We start from the raw sequence: 16259 nt of genomic DNA, 5'->3' as shown, positions 1-16259 counted from the left end.
CCGTCGCCGATCTCCGCCGCCTCGGCGGGCTCGCCGAACTCGAAGCTGGTGGCCAGGATCTCCCCGGCGATGAGGTCGCGGTGCGCGCGTGCCCAGTCGGCGCGCTCCGCGGGCACCGACATCACCACGCGGATGCGGTCGGACACGTCCAGCCCGGTCGACTTGCGCAGTTCCTGCAGCTCGCGGATCCGGTCCTTGGCCCAGCCCTCGGCCTCCAGCTCCGGGGTCACCGTGCCGTCGAGAACGACGAGCCCCGCTCCGTCGGGCAGCGCCGCGGTGAATTCCGGGTCGGCTGCGACCAGCCGCGAGCTGTACTCCTCGGGTTGCAGCACCGCGGGGCCCGCGGTCAGGGTGCCGTCGGAGTTGACGACGCCTTTGCCGGCCTTGACCGCCGTGATGGCGGCCTGCACGTCCTTGCCCAGGCGCGGCCCGGCGACGCGCGCGTTGACGGTGAGCTCGAACCGGCCGTAGGTGTCGATCGCGTCGGTCAGCTCGACGCTCTTGACGTTGAGCTCATCGGCGATCAGGTCCACGAACGGCTCCAACCGCTGCGGGCTCTCCACCGCCACGGTCAGCTTCGGCAGCGGCAGGCGCACCCGCAGCTTCTTGGCCTTGCGCAGCGACGACGCGGCGGAGCAGACTTCGCGGACCTGATCCATCGCGGCCACCAGGTCCGGGTCGGGGGGCAGCACGTCCGGCTGTGGCCAGTCGGTCAAATGCACTGACCGCTCCGCGGTCAGCCCCCGCCAGATGATCTCGGTGGTCAGGGGCAGCAGCGGGGCGGCCAGCCTCGCCGTCACCTCAAGCACCGTGTGCAGGGTGTCTATCGCGTCGCCGTCTTCTTCCCAGAACCGCGAACGCGACCGTCGCACATACCAATTCGTCAGCGCCTCGGTGAACTGACGCAATTGCTCGCACGCCCGGGAGATGTCGCAGACGTCCATGGACCGGCTGAGTTCATCGCGCAGCACCGCGAGCTTGGCCAGGATGTAGCGGTCCAGCACGTGCGCCGAATCGGTGCGCCAGGCACCGACTTTCGGCGCGTAAAGGGCCAGGAAGCTGTAGGCGTTCCACAGCGGCAGCAGGACCTGCCGCACGCCTTCGCGGATGCCCTGCTCGGTGACGATCAGGTTGCCGCCCCGCAGGATCGGCGACGCCATCAGGAACCACCGCATGGCATCGGAGCCGTCACGGTCGAACACCTCGGTGACATCCGGGTAGTTACGCAACGACTTGCTCATCTTCTGGCCGTCGGAGCCCAGCACAATCCCGTGCGCCACACAGGTTTTGAACGCCGGACGGTCGAACAGCGCGGTGGCCAGCACGTGCAGCGTGTAGAACCAGCCGCGAGTCTGGCCGATGTACTCGACGATGAAGTCGCCGGGATAGTGGCCGTCGAACCAGTCGCCGTTTTCGAACGGGTAGTGCACCTGGGCATACGGCATGGAGCCCGAATCGAACCACACGTCGAGCACGTCGGGGATCCGCCGCATCGTGCTGCGCCCGGTGGGGTCGTCGGGGTTGGGCCGGGTGAGCTCGTCGATATAGGGCCGGTGCAAGTTGGTGGGCCGCACCCCGAAGTCGCGCTCGAGCTCATCGAGACTTCCGTAGACGTCGATGCGCGGGTAGGCGGGATCGTCGGACTTCCACACCGGAATCGGCGTGCCCCAGTAGCGGTTTCGCGAGATCGACCAATCGCGGGCGCCCTGCAGCCACTTGCCGAACTGGCCGTCCTTGACGTGTTCGGGGTACCAGGTGATCTGCTGGTTGAGTTCCACCATCCGGTCCCGGAATTCGGTGACCGCGACGAACCACGACGACACCGCGCGGTAGATCAGCGGATTGCGGCACCGCCAGCAGTGCGGGTAGGGATGGTCGTAGGTTTCGTGGCGCAGCAGGATCGGCTTGTTCACGGCCGCCGGGCCGCTCTGATCCTTCAGGTCGCGGATGATCGGAGCGTTGGCGTCGAAGACGTGCTGGCCCTGATAATCCGGGACGGTGGCGTCGAACCGGCCCTTGGAGTCGACCGGGGTGACCGGTTCGATGCCCACCTTGTCGGTGGTGGCCATGTCGTCCTCGCCGTAGGCCGGCGCCATGTGCACGATTCCGGTGCCGTCCTCGGTGGTCACGAAGTCGCCGGGCAATACTTGAAAAGCGTTGGCCCGCCCCGGTTCTGGGTCTGTGAAATACGGGAACGGCGGCACATAGCGGATGCCTAACAGGTCCGCGCCACGGTAGGTGCCCAGCACTTCAGGCTCCTCCCCCAGCTCGCGGGCATAGGCGGCCAGGCGCGCCTCGGCCAGCACCAGGCGGCGATCGCCGGCCTTCACCTGCACGTAGATCACGTCCGGATTGACCGCAACCGCAAGGTTCGACGGCAGCGTCCACGGCGTGGTCGTCCACACCAGCAGGTAGGCGCCCGCCAATTCGCCGTCGGGTACCCGGAATCCGACGGTGATCGCGGGATCCTGGCGGCTTTGGTAGATGTCGTCGTCCATCCGCAATTCGTGATTGGACAGCGGGGTTTCGTCGCGCCAGCAGTACGGCAGCACCCGGTAGCCCTCGTAGGCAAGGCCCTTGTCCCACAGCTGTTTGAAGGCCCAGATCACCGACTCCATGTAGGACAGGTCGAGCGTCTTGTAATCGTTGTCGAAGTCGACCCAGCGGGCCTGGCGGGTCACATACGCCTGCCATTCGTCGGTATAGCGCAACACCGATTCACGGCAGGCCTCGTTGAACGCCGCGATTCCCATGGTGTCGATCTGGGACTTGTCGGTGATGCCCAGCTGGCGTTCGACCTCGAGCTCGGCGGGCAGCCCGTGCGTGTCCCAGCCAAAGCGGCGCTCCACCTTGGCGCCGCGCATCGTGTGATACCGCGGGACGATGTCCTTCACGTAGCCGGTGAGCAGGTGCCCGTAGTGGGGCAGACCGTTGGCGAACGGCGGCCCGTCGTAGAACACGTACTCCGGGGCGCCATCGCGGCGGGCGATGCTGGCCCGGAAGGTGTCATCGCGCGCCCAGTACTCGAGGACCTCGAGTTCGAGCGCCGGGAAGTCGGGTGCCCCGGCGGCCAGCTTCGGGTAGGTCAAAGCGTCGTCTCCCTGTGCCAGTTCTCAGGCCGGGGACGACGACGCGCTAGCTGCGCGAGCGCCGCGGTACCACCCCGCTTGCCGCGCTGCCGCGCGACCGCTCGTGACGGCTATGACGGGCCTACCCGTTCGGTTCTACTGGGCTGCAATGGCCGTTCTTCCGAAGGCTCCCCGGTGATGGCCGGATCGATGCCGCTGCGCCGATTCTAGCCGGTGGATCAGGCCCCGACTTCGAGCACGCCCACGCGCCACAGCGCCGCGTAGGCGTGGCGCAGCGGAATGCTCAACAGACGGGCGGCGCCGTTCACCAGCGGGTCGGCGCCCAGGCCGAAGATCGGCACTTCGACGCGGCGGGTCACCTTCTTGGGCGCGGGGACGTGGGCGGGCGTGTCGGCGCGCACGACCGTCAGCGCGGGCTTGGGTGCCGCGGTTGCCAGTTCGTCGTGCAGGACTGCGGTCATGGTCGCCTCCTAGACGGAATTCAAAACGGGGACTAGCTGGACTGACGTGTCCCGTCCCGTACTGGTTCCGATCCGAGAATGCTTGGCCGGTAAGCCGATTGGCGTTGCGACGACTCAGCCGAGATCGTCGTGCCGGAGGCCGGATCGGGACGGGACGGAGCCCGGACTTCGGCCAGGACTATCGCTGGAACTCATACGTCCCTCACCTCCTCTACGGCAACGACGCGTGCGGTCACCCGCACGAACGGCGCGCACAAGGGAATACAGAAACCGACGACCGTCGGAGATCCGCACCCCACTCGTCAGAGCTTCGGCACTACACGACGTGTCCTGGCCTGGAAAACAATCCAAGCCGGAAGCCACCTGGGCTCAACCCTTAAGCCGGGAGGAGCTGTCCTGACCCGGGGCGTCTTTGGACGTTCGGGGTCAGTGGCCTGTATTCGTGTAGACGCCTCACCTAACGAGGTGCCGTCACGATGATGCACGAAGGGCGGGAGACCGTCAAACTCGGGCGAGTGCGCCGGCGCCCTGCTTGGCGATGTCGGTGGTGGTCACTTCTCGACCAGGTCGTCCAGCCGCCCGATCGTGTCGATGAACTCCTCGACCATGTCGAGCACCACCGAGCGCGTCGGGCGCACCCGGTCGAGTGAACCGACGACCTGGCCGACGAAGTAGGTGGCCAGCTCGCGCGCCTTGGCGCCCGGGTGGGCGGCGGCCTGATTGATGCGCACCTGGTATTCGGTGATCAGGGCGGTCTGCAGCGGCATGCCGAGGGGGTCGGGGCTGTCGGGCCGGTCCCATTCGTCGGTCCACGCCGTGCGCAGCATCCGGGCCGGCTTGCCGGTCATCGACCGCGACCGCACGGTGTCCGAGGAGCTGGCGGCCAGGAACTTCTCCTTGACCACGGGGGCGGTTTCCGCTTCCTCGGTGGTCAACCACACCGATCCGCACCACACGCCCTCGGCCCCCAGGGCCAGCGCCGCCGCGATCTGGCGGCCCCGGGCGATCCCGCCGGCGGCGAGCACGGGCGTCGGCGACACCGCATCCACCACTTCGGGGACCAGGACCATGGTCGCCACCTCACCGGTGTGCCCGCCGGCCTCGGTGCCCTGCGCGACGATCAGGTCGACGCCGGCGGCGGCATGCCGCCGTGCGTGTTGCGTGGTTCCCGCGAGCGCGGCCACCAGCACGTCGTGGTCGTGGGCGCGCTCGACGAGGTCGGCCGGGGGCGGGCCGAGCGCGCTTGCTATCAGCCGGATGTCGTGGCCAAAGGCCACGTCGAGCAGCGGCTCGTAACCCTTGGGCGAGATGTTGAGTCCGCCGCCGGACGGCGCGCGCGGCGGCTCGGCGGTCGCCGGGATGCCGTAGCGGGTAAGTAGGTCATCGACGAACTCGCGGTGCTCCTCGGGCAGCAGCGCGGCGACCTGTTTGGCGTCGATGCCGCCCTGCTCGGCCCCGACGTACTTGGGCGGCAACAGCAGGTCGACCCCGTAGGGCTTGCCCCCGGTCTGCTCCTCGATCCAGGTCAGCTCGCTGTCCAGCCGTTGCGGGCTGTGCGCGACCGCCCCGAGGACTCCGAATCCCCCCGCGTTGGTGACCGCCGCGACGACGTCGCGGCAGTGGCTGAAAGCGCAGATCGGGAACTCAACGCCGAGCTGCTCGGCGACTCTGGTTCGCATCGCCCGACGCTAGGAATTACCAATTGATATGTCAATCAATTCGTCCGACCGGTCGACAGAATTGGCACGTGTACAACAAACCGACTAATACACATTCGTGCAATAAACATACCAATGGTTGCGAATTACGCATTCTGCCTTATGCTCAGTTTAAAAAATTTAGGCGGCTCGTAGCAAATTACTTAGACCGACAGGCGTGACCGGGATGGAACAGACACGACAAGTCCTGGGGGGGATAGTCCGGCCAGCATTCGATGCCCTGAAGCGGGCGGTCGACGGAAGGCCGGCCTATCCGCGCCCACTCGGCGTAGAGCAACGGGTAGCAAAGAGCCTCGACCGCGCGCTTCCGACCGATTCGGGCACCAAGGACGTAAAGACGGCCCCCGAGCGAGGAGGCGGAAATCCGCGCGAGGGGGGGTCGCTTTGTGGCACCGGATCCGAATTCTTCCGAGACACAGGCGCTTTCACGAGGGCCGAGGCGGAGGGTCGAGAATTCGACGCCGCCCACGCGGCCTGGCGCGAAGTGCTGGCCGGTTTTGATACCCCCACCTTGGTCGGTCTGCCGGGCCGGGCAGGACAGCGAGGGGTTGCGTCGTTTCGGCTGTCCGCCCAGACCACGCGGGCCCTGGGTGAGCTGGCCGGGTGTTATCAAACCAGTGTCAGCACGGTAGTGCAGGCCGCGTTTGCGCAGTTGCTGATGTCGCTGAGTGGCCAGCCCGATGTCGCCTTCGGCGCCACGGTCTCTGGGGATGGGGCGACCGACATCGCCGGCGCGGAATCGACGGTGGGCCTATCGGCCAACACCATGCCGGTACGGGCCACCATCACCGCGACAACGACCACCACGGATCTGCTCGACCAACTGCAACACTTCCACAACCACACGACCCCGCACCAACACCTGGGACTCAGCGAAATCCATTGCGTCACCGGCCACGACCGGTTGTTCGACACCCTTTTCGTTTGGGAAAACAACCCGAACGACACCGGCGCGATAGCCGCCGACCGCGAATTGCAGTGACCGAGTTCGCCCGCCCCGAATACATCCACTACCCGCTCGTGGTACAAGCCACGCCCGGCCTCGAACTCGGCCTGCGCGTGGAATACGACACCGACGTGTTCGACGTGGAAACCATTGGGGCATTGGTTGATCTGCTGCAACGAGCGGTGGTGGCGATGACCGCCGACCCGGGGCGGCGGCTGTCGTCGATGGATCTACTGGGCGGGGATGAGCGCTCCCGCCTGGATGAGTTCGGTAACCGCGCCGTGCTGTGGGAGTGTGCGCCACCGGCGGTGTCGATACCGGCATCGTTTGCCGCTCAGGTGGCGCGGGCCCCGCGGGCCTTAGCGGTGACCTTCGCTGACCGCAGCATGACTTACCGCGAGCTGGATGAGGCGTCGAATCGGTTTGCGCACCTGCTGGCCGACGCGGGGGCGAGGCCGGGGCGGTGCGTGGCGCTGCTGTTGTCCAGGTCGCTCGGGGCGGTGGTGGCGATTTTGGCGGTGTTGAAAACCGGTGCGGCGTATGTGCCGATCGACCCGGCGGTGCCGGGGGCCCGGCTCGGGTTTGTGCTCGGGGATGCCGCGCCGATCGCCGCAATCACCACCCGAGGGCTGGCGGGGCGGCTGGCCGGGTTCGGTCTGCGGGTCATCGATATTGACGACCGTGCTGCTGACAACCAACCCAGCACCGCGTTGCCGGCACCCGCGCCCGACGACATTGCCCACATCATTTACACCTCGGGCACCACCGGGGCTCCCAAGGGAGTGGCGGTCACTCACCACAACGTGACCCAGTTGTTCGGCTCCCTCGACGCCGGAGTGGAGCTGACGCCGGAACAGGTGTGGTCGCACTGTCATTCGTTGGCGTTCGACTTTTCGGCGTGGGAGATCTGGGGCGCGTTGTTACATGGTGGGCGACTGGTCGTGGTGCCCGACTCGGTGACACGTTCCCCGATCGATTTTCACGCATTGCTGGTTGCCGAACACGTCACCGTGTTAAGTCAAACCCCGGCCGCGGCGGCGGTGCTGTCACCCGAGGGGTTGGATTCGGTGACCCTAGTGGTGGCCGGTGAGGCGTGCCCGGCCGAGGTGGTGGACCGGTGGGCCCCCGGGCGGGTGATGATCAACGGCTACGGCCCGACCGAAACCACCGTGTACGCGACGATCAGCCGGCCGTTGGTTGCGGGCTCGGGGCTGCCACCGATCGGTTCGCCGGTGCCGCGGGCGGCATTGTTTGTCTTGGATAAGTGGTTGCGGGCGGTGCCGGCCGGCGTGGTCGGTGAGTTGTATGTCGCCGGTGCCGGAGTGGGGTGCGGCTATGCGCGCCGGACCTCTCTGACCGCAGCGCGGTTCGTCGCCTGCCCGTTTGGCCCGCCCGGAACACGGATGTATCGCACCGGAGATCTGGTGTGTTGGGGTGCTGATGCGCAGCTGCGGTATCTCGGACGCACCGATGAGCAGGTCAAAATCCGCGGGTACCGCATCGAGCTGGGCGAAGTTCAAGCCGCACTGGCCGGCCTGGCTGGAGTGGAGCAGGCGGCGGTCATCGCCCGCGTGGACGGCGCCGGCGACAAGCGCCTGGTGGGTTATGTCACCGAGTCGGTGACGGGAGCTGTCGAGCCCGCCGGGATACGCGCCCAGCTGGCGGAGCGACTACCGGCCTACATGATCCCGTCCGCGGTGGTGGTGCTCGATGCGCTGCCCGTGACGCCCAACGGCAAACTCGACATCCGCGCCCTGCCCGCGCCGTCGCTGGGCCGAGCTTCCCGGCGCGGCGATCAGCGTCCCCGCAACGAGACGGAAAGGCGCGTCGCGGCGCTGTGGGCGGACCTGCTGGGCGTACCCGTGGCCGACGTCGATTCCGACTTTTTCGATCTGGGCGGCCACTCGCTGCTGGCACAACGACTTCTCTTGGATGTTCAGCGGACATTCGGTGTCGCACCGTCGCTTCCGGCGTTCCTGGAGCGGGGCAGGACCGTTGCCGGGCTCGCGGCGCTGCTTGGCGCTGAAGGCATCAGCGACGTCGCGGCCGAGGAGGGCTCGCCGCCGATACATTTTGTGTTCCCCCATTTTCATGCGGCGGTGAGCGCCAGACACTTTGCGGCGCAATGGGGGGCCGGGCAGCCGGTGAACCCGTTGGTCCCAGTGCAGCCGGGAGAACGGTTGGATCGATCCATGAGCATCGAACAGTATGCCACCCAAGTGCTTTCGATGATTCGCAAGCGGCAGCCATACGGCCCCGTTGCACTTATCGGATACTCTTTCGGCGCGATCGTGGCGTACGAAATTGCCCGTCAGATTCTCGATGCCGGCGAGCAAGTCAACTGGCTGGGAATTGTCGACGAGCCGCACCCGGTGCTGCAGTCGCAGCGACCTGAGCTGACTGGGTGGAGTAGGGTTCGCTCGCATTCCAGGCGCGGAGAACGTCGGGAGTGGGTCGGCCTACTCAAAGTGGCACTCGAAGAATTTGTCGAGTGGATCTTCGAAAAGTACCTGTTGCATGGCACATTCGACCGCCGCGGTGCGTGTGATCTGATCTGCCGCTATCAGCGGTCGGGCCACGATGTGCCGATGCATCTTTTCGTGACTGAGGCCACCGCCGCCGACATGGGCACAGATGCGCTGGGCTGGGACGAATTCCACGGGGGCGCGCTGCACGTGCACCGCCTTGCGGGAAACCATGTGACGCTGCTCAAGCCGCCTCGAGTAGCGCAGCTTGCGGCCATGGTAGGCGAATCGCTGGGCTGAGTGCGGGCGCAGCAGAGCTACCGGATCGTTTGAGATCTAAGGCGCGCGGCCGTCCGGCGGCCAGCTGGCCACGCCCTCCTCCAACGGGATCTGGAGGCTCTGCAGGATCGACGCGACCATGCGCCACGCACCGATGGCGGTGACAAGTTCGATGAGAGCCGTTCTGTCGCCGCGCAATTCGCGTTCGCAGGCCGTCCAGCTCTCGGCGCTCACCGCGCCGTCGCGCACCACGTCGTCGGTCGCGGCCAGCACCGCCCGCTCGGTGGGCCCGAACCCGTTGTGTTCGCGCCAGTTGCGCACGCCCAGCAGGTCATCGGCCGCCACGCCGAGCCCCGACGCGACCCGCCAGTGTTGCGTCCACTCGTAGTCGCACGCGGTGAGCCAGCCGATCCGCATGATCACCAGCTCGCGCAACCGCGAGTCGAGGGCGCCGTGCCACAACATGGTGGCGAGCAGGTCGTTGACGGCGCGCGCCAATTGCGGATGGTTCAGCAGCACCTGAAATATGGACAGTTCGGCCATGTAGTTCGGCACGGCCGCCTCGTCGGCGGCGGCTTTCGCCTCGCCGAGCGGCAGTCCGGGCACGCGGGCTGTTGTCATGGTATGAGCATTTCATGTACGGGCCAGGCACATCACGATTAGATAACGGTTCGGCGAATTCCCTGCGCGTTGCGCACCTCGAGAATAATGTCGCCCCTGCCATCTGGGCTGCTGACGTGCGGGAAAGCTCCTGACACTGGGCAACGTCAATTGAGCGAACGTGGGCACCCCCCGATGGCCGGGGAGGGGCCACGTATTGCGTCAAGCGAACAAGGTAGTTAGCCGTTGCCGTGAGGAGGCGGCGGGATGTTGTCTTTCGGGGCGGTCGACGGGGTGGACCGCCCCGATTCGGCCTGTTCGTCGCCCACAATGAGCACCACACCGGTCACTCCGGTTGCCGTCATCGGGATGGCCTGCCGGCTTCCCGGAGGTATCGACTCCCCGGAGCAGCTGTGGGAGGCGTTGCTGCGGGGCGATGACCTGGTCACCGAAGTTCCGCCCGACCGCTGGGACGCCGACGAGTACTACGACCCCGAGCCCGGGGTACCTGGTCGGTCGGTATCGAAGTGGGGCGGGTTCCTCGACGACGTCGCCGGCTTTGATTTCGAGTTCTTCGGGATCAGCGAGCGCGAGGCCACCGCGATGGATCCGCAGCACCGGTTGCTGCTGGAAACCTCCTGGGAGGCCATGGAGCATGCCGGTCTCACGCGGGAGGCCATGACCGACTCGCCGACCGGGGTGTTCGTGGGCTTGACTCACGGCGACTACCAACTGCTGGCCGCCGACGCACACACCGCCGAGGGGCCGTACGGGTTTACCGGCAACAGCTTCAGCATGGCGTCCGGACGGATCGCCTACACGCTGGGACTCCACGGTCCCGCGCTGACCGTGGACACCGCGTGTTCGTCCGGCCTGACCGCCGTGCACCTGGCCTGTCGCAGCCTGCACGATCGCGAAAGCAACCTTGCCCTGGCCGGCGGCGCCACGGTGGCGCTGGACCCGCGGAAGTTCGCCTCGGGATCGGCCGAGGGGATGCTGTCGCCCACCGGACGCTGCCATGCCTTCGACGTCGGGGCCGACGGGTTCGTCTCGGCCGAGGGTTGCGTAGTGGTGTTGCTCAAGCGGCTGCCCGACGCGCTAAGAGACGGTGATCGGATCCTGGCGGTGGTGCGCGGCAGCGCCGTCAATCAGGACGGCCACACCGTGAACATCGCGACACCGTCGGAGACCGCGCAGACCGCGGTGTACCGGGCGGCGTTGGCCGCGGCCGGTGTCGACGCTCGCACCGTCGGCGTGGTAGAGGCGCACGGCCCCGGCACCCCCGTGGGCGACCCCATCGAATACGCCAGTCTGGCCAAGGTTTACGGCGTCGACGGCCCCTGCGCGCTGGCATCGGTGAAGACCAACTTCGGCCATGCCCAGGCCGCCTCCGGAACCCTCGGCCTGATGAAGGCGATCCTCGCGCTTGAACACGGCGTGGTTCCGCGGAATCTGCATTTCACCCGCCTGCCCGACGATCTTGCCCGAATTGAGACTAATCTTTTTGTGCCACAGGGCAATACATCGTGGCCCACCAACGGGCACGGACCTCGCCGGGCGGCGGTGTCATCGTACGGGTTGTCGGGAACCAACGTCCACGCCATTGTGGAGCAAGCTCCCGAAGCCGTTGAGCCCGAGGACATCCCGGCCGAACCGGCGACGCCACTGCTGTTCCCGCTGTCGTCCACCTCGGCCGACGAACTGCACCGCACCGCCGGCCGTCTGGCTCATTGGGTGCAGACCCACGACGACGTCGCACTACCGGACCTGGCCTATACCCTGGCGCGTCGGCGTGCGCATCGCCCGGTGCGAACCTCCGTCATCGCGAGCACCCTGCCGGAACTCACCAAGGCTTTGCGCGAGATCGCCGATGGCGATATGCCGTATCAGGCCGCGGTCGGCCGAGACGACCTGGGACCCGTGTGGGTGTTTTCCGGCCAGGGTTCGCAGTGGGCCGCGATGGGCGCGCAATTGCTCGCGAACGAACCGGTGTTCGCCGCCACGGTCGCCCAAGCCGAGCCGCTGATCGCCCTCGAGTCCGGGTTCTCGGTCACCGACGCGATCTCGTCGCCGCGGGTCGTGACGGGTCAAGACCGGATTCAGCCGACGCTGTTCACGATGCAGGTCGCGCTGGCGGCCACCATACGGGCATACGGGGTGCGCCCCGGCGCGGTCATCGGCCACTCGCTCGGTGAGGCCGCGGCGGCCGTCGCCGCGGGCGCGCTGTCGCTGGAAGACGGGGTGCGTGTCATCTGTCGCCGCTCCCGGCTGATGTCCCGCGTCGCCGGCTCCGGCGCCACGGCGTCGGTGGAATTGCCTGCCCAGCAAGTGTTTTCGGAGCTGATGGCCCGCGGTATCAACGATGTCGTGGTGGCGATCGTGGCCTCGCCGCAGTCGTCGGTGATCGCGGGTGCGGCCGAGACGGTTCGCGAGCTGGTGGCGGCCTGGGAGCAGCGCGGCGTGATGGCGCGCGAGGTCCCCACCGACGTCGCCTTTCATTCCCCTCAAGTCGACCCGATCCTCGACGAGCTAACCGACGCGCTCGCCGAGCTCAGCCCGAGGACACCGGAGGTTCCGTTCTACTCGGCGACCCTGTTCGACCCGCGCGAACAACCGGTGTGCGATGCCCGCTATTGGGCGGACAACATGCGCCGCATGGTCCGGTTCGCCACGGCGGTGCAAGCCGCCATGCAGGACGGCCACCGGGTCTTCGCCGAGCTGGCACCGCACCCGCTTCTTACCCACGCTCTCGACCAGACGGCCCGCAGCCTCGACGTGCCGGTGGCCGCTCTGGCCGGTATGCGCCGCGAACAAGAGCTTCCGTACGGGCTGCGCGGCTTTGTCGCGGATCTGCACAGTGCGGGCGCCGCGGTGGACTTCTCGGTGCTGTATCCGACTGGGCGCCTGGTCGATTCGCCGCTGCCGACCTGGACGCACCGCCGGCTGTGGTTGAGCCACGACGGTCCGGAATCCCCCACGCATGGTGGTTGCACCGTTTCGGTACATCCGCTGTTGGGCCCGCACGTGCACCTGCACGAGGAACCGGAGCGCCACGTGTGGCAAGCCGAGGTGGGCACCGCAGCCCAACCCTGGCTGGGCGATCACCAGATCCGCAACGTGGCCGTGCTTCCGGGGGCGGCGTACTGCGAGATGGCGCTGGCGGCCGCACACGCTGTGCTGGGCGAAACCTCCGAGGTCCGCGACATCGTGTTCGAGCAGGCGCTGCTGCTCGACGAGCAGACCACGGTCGGCACCACGGCATCGTTGTCGTCGCCGGGCATCGCCGATTTCGCCGTGGAGACAAATCAGGGCGGCGAGCAAGCGCGGCAAGCTCGCGCGGTCTTATCCGCCACAGAGCGTGAGCAACCTCCCGCGCTCGATCTATCCACGCTTCTGGCCGCGCATGGGCGTCGCGAGGATGGCGCCGCGGTGCGCGCACGCCTGGGCGAGCGGGGTGTTCACTACGGTCCGGCGTTCACCGGTCTGGGGGCCGTGCACATCGACGAGACTGCGTCCGGCACCGTGCTGGCCGAGATCGCGCTGCCCCGCGAAATCCGTTCGCAACAAGACGCTTACGGCATGCACCCGGCCCTGCTGGACGCGTGTTTCCAGTCCGTCGCGGCGCATCCCGGCGTCGAGGCCATGGGCGGGCAGGTGCTTGCCTTGCCGCTGGGCGTTCGGCGGCTACGCGCATACGCTGCCGCTCGCAATGCCCGCTACTGCTACACCCGGGTGAACAAAGCCGACGCCACCGGGATCGAGGCCGACATCGACGTCCTCGACGAGCACGGGGCAATCCTCCTGGCCGTGCGGGGCCTGCGCCTGGGCTCCGGAATCTCGGAGCGCGCACACCACCAGCGGGTGCTGGACGAGCGACTGCTCACCGTCGAGTGGCAGCAGCGGGAATTGCCCGAAGTGGAATACGCCGATCCCGGCGCGTGGCTGTTGATCAGCACCACTACCACCGCGGATGTGGTGGCCACCAACTTGACCGATGCGCTGAAACAGCATGGCGCGCAATGCACCACGATGTGCTGGCCACAACGCGCCGACCACGCCGCGAACGCTGCGCAGCTCGAAAATCATTTGCGCGCCGCGGGATTCACCGGTGTGGTGATCCTCGCCGGACCGAAAAACGGCCACTCCGACGACCACTCCCCGCTGCTTGGCCGCGAGTACGTGGAGCATGTGGTGCGTATCGTCCGCGGATTGCCGGAGATGGCCGGCCAGCCGCCGCGCCTGTGCGTCGTCACCCGCGGCGCTCAGGCGGTGCTGGCGGGCGACCGGCCCAACCTCGAGCAGGCTGGGCTGCGGGGTTTGCTGCGGGTAATCGGCGCCGAGCATCCGCACCTGCACGCCACCCAGATCGACCTGGACGCCGACACCGACAGCGAGCACCTGGCGCAGCAACTGCTCAGCGAATCCGACGAAGACGAGACCGCCTGGCGGAACGGCCAGTGGTATGCGGCGCGTTTGCGTTCGACTCCCCTGCGGCCCGAGGAACGGCACACCACCGTCGCCGACCATGAACGCGACGGAATGCGCCTGCAGATCCGTACACCGGGCGACCTGGAGTCAATGGAACTCGTTGCCTGCGACCGGATTCCGCCGGGGTCCGGACAGATCGAGGTCGCGGTCAGCGCATCCAGCATCAACTTCGCCGACGTGTTACTGGCGTTCGGACGCTACCCCGCCTTCGAGGGGCGACTCCCACAGCTCGGCACCGACTTCGCGGGTGTCATCACCGCTGTCGGCCCCGACGTAACCGACCACAAGGTGGGCGATCACGTCGCAGGCCTATGCGCCGACGGCTGTTGGAGCACGTTCATCACCTGCGACGCGCGCCTGGCCGTATCGTTGCCGGCCGGCCTTTCCGACGACCAGGCTGCCGCGGTGACAACCGCGCACGCCACCGCCTGGTACGGCCTGCACGACCTGGCCCGCATCAGCGGCAGCGACAAGGTGTTGATCCATTCCGCGACCGGCGGCGTGGGGCAGGCGGCAATTGCCATCGCCCGGGCCGCGGGTGCGGAGATCTTCGCCACCGCCGGCAGCGAGCAGCGCCGAGACCTACTGCGCGACATGGGCATCGAGCACGTTTACGACTCGCGCAGCCTGGAGTTCGCCGAGGGTATACGCCGTGACACCGCGGGATACGGCGTAGACATCGTGCTCAATTCGGTGACCGGCGGCGCCCAACGAGCCGGCCTCGAATTGCTCGCGCTCGGTGGACGATTCGTCGAAATCGGCAAACGCGACATCTACGGCGACACCCGGTTGGGGCTCTTCCCGTTTCGGCGCAACCTCGCCTTCTACGGCGTCGACCTAGGGTTACTGTCCTACAGCCATCCCGAGCGGCTGCAGGAGTTGCTGAAAACGGTGTACCGGCTCACCGCCGACGGCGTGTTGCCGATGCCACAGAGCACGCACTACCCGCTTGCCGACGCCGCTACCGCCATTCGGTTGATGAGCGGCGCCCAGCACACCGGAAAGCTCGTGCTCGACGTTCCGCACGCCGGATCCAGTCGCGTGGTGGTGCCGCCGGACCAGACTCGGGTCTTCCGCCCCGACGGCGCCTACGTCGTCACCGGTGGGCTGGGGGGCCTGGGGCTGTTCTTGGCCGAGAAGATGGCGGCGGCAGGCTGCGGGCGTCTCGTGTTGTCCTCCCGCTCGCAACCAACAGTCGATGCGTCGCAGGCCATCGAACGCATCAGCGCCACCGGCACCGACGTTGTGGTCGAGTGCGGCGATATCGCCGAGGACGGTACGGCTGAGCGGTTGGTGACCGTCGCGACCGCGACCGGCCTTCCGCTGCGCGGCGTGCTGCATGCCGCGGCGGTGATCGAGGATGCCACCCTGGCGAATATCACTGATGAGCTCATCGAGCGTGACTGGGCGCCAAAGGTTTACGGTGCGTGGAACCTGCACGCGGCCACCGCCGACCAGCCGTTGGACTGGTTCTGCTGGTTCTCCTCGGCGGCCGCGCTGGTGGGCTCGCCCGGGCAGGGCGCCTACGCGGCGGCCAACAGCTGGCTGGACGCCTTCAGCCTGTGGCGCCGGGCTCAGGGCCTGCCGGCGACCGCGATCGCCTGGGGCGCGTGGGCGCAGGTCGGGCGGGCCGCCGCGCTGGCGGAGGGCGCCGACGTCGCTATCGCTCCCGAGGAGGGCGCGTATGCGTTCGAAGCGCTGCTGCGCCACGACCGAGGCTATACCGGGTACGCACCGATCACCGGCGCACCGTGGTTGACGAGCTTCGCGCAGCGCAGCCCGTTTGCCGAAGCATTCCGCTCCAACGGACAAAACCCAAGGGGCACAAGCAAACTGCAGACCGAGCTCAGCGAGCTGCCGCTCGAGGAATGGCCAACCCGGCTGCGGCGTCTGATCTCCGATCAGGTCAGCCTGATCTTGCATCGCAGCATCGATCCGGACCGGCCACTCTCGGAGTACGGCATCGACTCGCTGGGCGCGCTTGAACTGCGTACCCGCATCGAGACGGAAACCGGAATACGGATCAATCCCACCGACTTCACCACCATTGGCACCATTCGCGGTTTGGCGGAGCTGCTCTGCGAAAGGCTGACGCCCGCCGAGGGCGTTGGCGCATGAAGCCAGAAAATGCGTTCGGAATTAGGGCGACGCGAGTGCTGATATCAATTCGCGAGCCATTCGACGCGAACGCTTATTGCACCGATGTTGAGCAA

At 67.3% G+C, this 16259-nt stretch carries 7 protein-coding genes and 1 riboswitch; of the genes, 3 read left to right on the top strand and 4 right to left on the bottom strand.

All coding sequences use genetic code 11. The annotated features are described in order from the left end of the window. From ileS to A5745_RS09770, 3 genes are all read right to left on the bottom strand, one after another. Positions 1 to 3089 (bottom strand): isoleucine--tRNA ligase (gene ileS / locus A5745_RS09780; RefSeq protein ID WP_371336890.1); only part of this gene is annotated, 3089 nt, incomplete at its 3' end. Positions 3090 to 3307: 218 nt separating this feature from the next. Further along, positions 3308 to 3550, bottom strand: coding sequence for an Rv1535 family protein (locus A5745_RS09775; protein ID WP_076115896.1), 243 nt, complete (start codon positions 3548 to 3550; stop codon positions 3308 to 3310). 287 nt (positions 3551 to 3837) lie between these two features. Next, positions 3838 to 4022, bottom strand: a riboswitch (M-box (ykoK) riboswitch). Positions 4023 to 4101: 79 nt separating this feature from the next. After that, on the bottom strand, positions 4102 to 5229 hold the full coding sequence (locus A5745_RS09770; protein WP_076115895.1) for a nitronate monooxygenase: 1128 nt from the start codon (positions 5227 to 5229) through the stop codon (positions 4102 to 4104). A gap of 523 nt (positions 5230 to 5752) precedes the next feature. Here A5745_RS09770 and A5745_RS25345 point away from each other — a divergent pair. Further along, positions 5753 to 6250 (top strand): condensation domain-containing protein, encoded by a 498-nt coding sequence (locus A5745_RS25345; protein ID WP_175879796.1) that lies wholly within the window; start codon positions 5753 to 5755, stop codon positions 6248 to 6250. Then, a complete protein-coding gene (locus tag A5745_RS25240) occupies positions 6247 to 8979 on the top strand; it encodes an amino acid adenylation domain-containing protein (RefSeq protein WP_076115893.1) in 2733 nt (910 codons plus the stop codon). The genes A5745_RS25345 and A5745_RS25240 overlap by 4 nt, the downstream gene beginning before the upstream one ends. 36 nt (positions 8980 to 9015) lie before the next feature. Here the strand turns inward: A5745_RS25240 and A5745_RS09755 are convergent, their stop codons facing one another. Further along, the gene (locus A5745_RS09755; RefSeq protein WP_076115892.1) at positions 9016 to 9579 is read right to left on the bottom strand and encodes a carboxymuconolactone decarboxylase family protein; all 564 of its coding nucleotides are present in this window, start codon (positions 9577 to 9579) and stop codon (positions 9016 to 9018) included. A 309-nt stretch (positions 9580 to 9888) separates the two neighbouring features. On the opposite strand from A5745_RS09755, the gene pks2 reads away from it, so the two are divergent. Next, positions 9889 to 16164, top strand: a complete 6276-nt coding sequence (gene pks2, locus A5745_RS09750) for a type I polyketide synthase (protein WP_175879797.1) — start codon at positions 9889 to 9891, stop codon at positions 16162 to 16164. Positions 16165 to 16259: the final 95 nt, after the last annotated feature.

Origin of the sequence: Mycobacterium sp. IS-2888 (assembly GCF_001954215.1) — a bacterium.
Classification (GTDB): domain Bacteria; phylum Actinomycetota; class Actinomycetes; order Mycobacteriales; family Mycobacteriaceae; genus Mycobacterium.
The sequence above is the reverse complement of the archived record's forward strand: the minus strand, read 5'-3'. Positions and strand labels throughout refer to the sequence as shown.

Bases quoted from the DNA above. Each gene is read 5' to 3' on its own strand.
- A5745_RS09775 (WP_076115896.1), bottom strand. From the start codon at position 3,550: ATGACCGCAGTCCTGCACGACGAACTGGCAACCGCGGCACCCAAGCCC.
- A5745_RS09770 (WP_076115895.1), bottom strand. From the start codon at position 5,229: ATGCGAACCAGAGTCGCCGAGCAGCTCGGCGTTGAGTTCCCGATCTGC.
- A5745_RS09755 (WP_076115892.1), bottom strand. From the start codon at position 9,579: ATGACAACAGCCCGCGTGCCCGGACTGCCGCTCGGCGAGGCGAAAGCC.
- pks2 (WP_175879797.1), top strand. From the start codon at position 9,889: ATGAGCACCACACCGGTCACTCCGGTTGCCGTCATCGGGATGGCCTGC.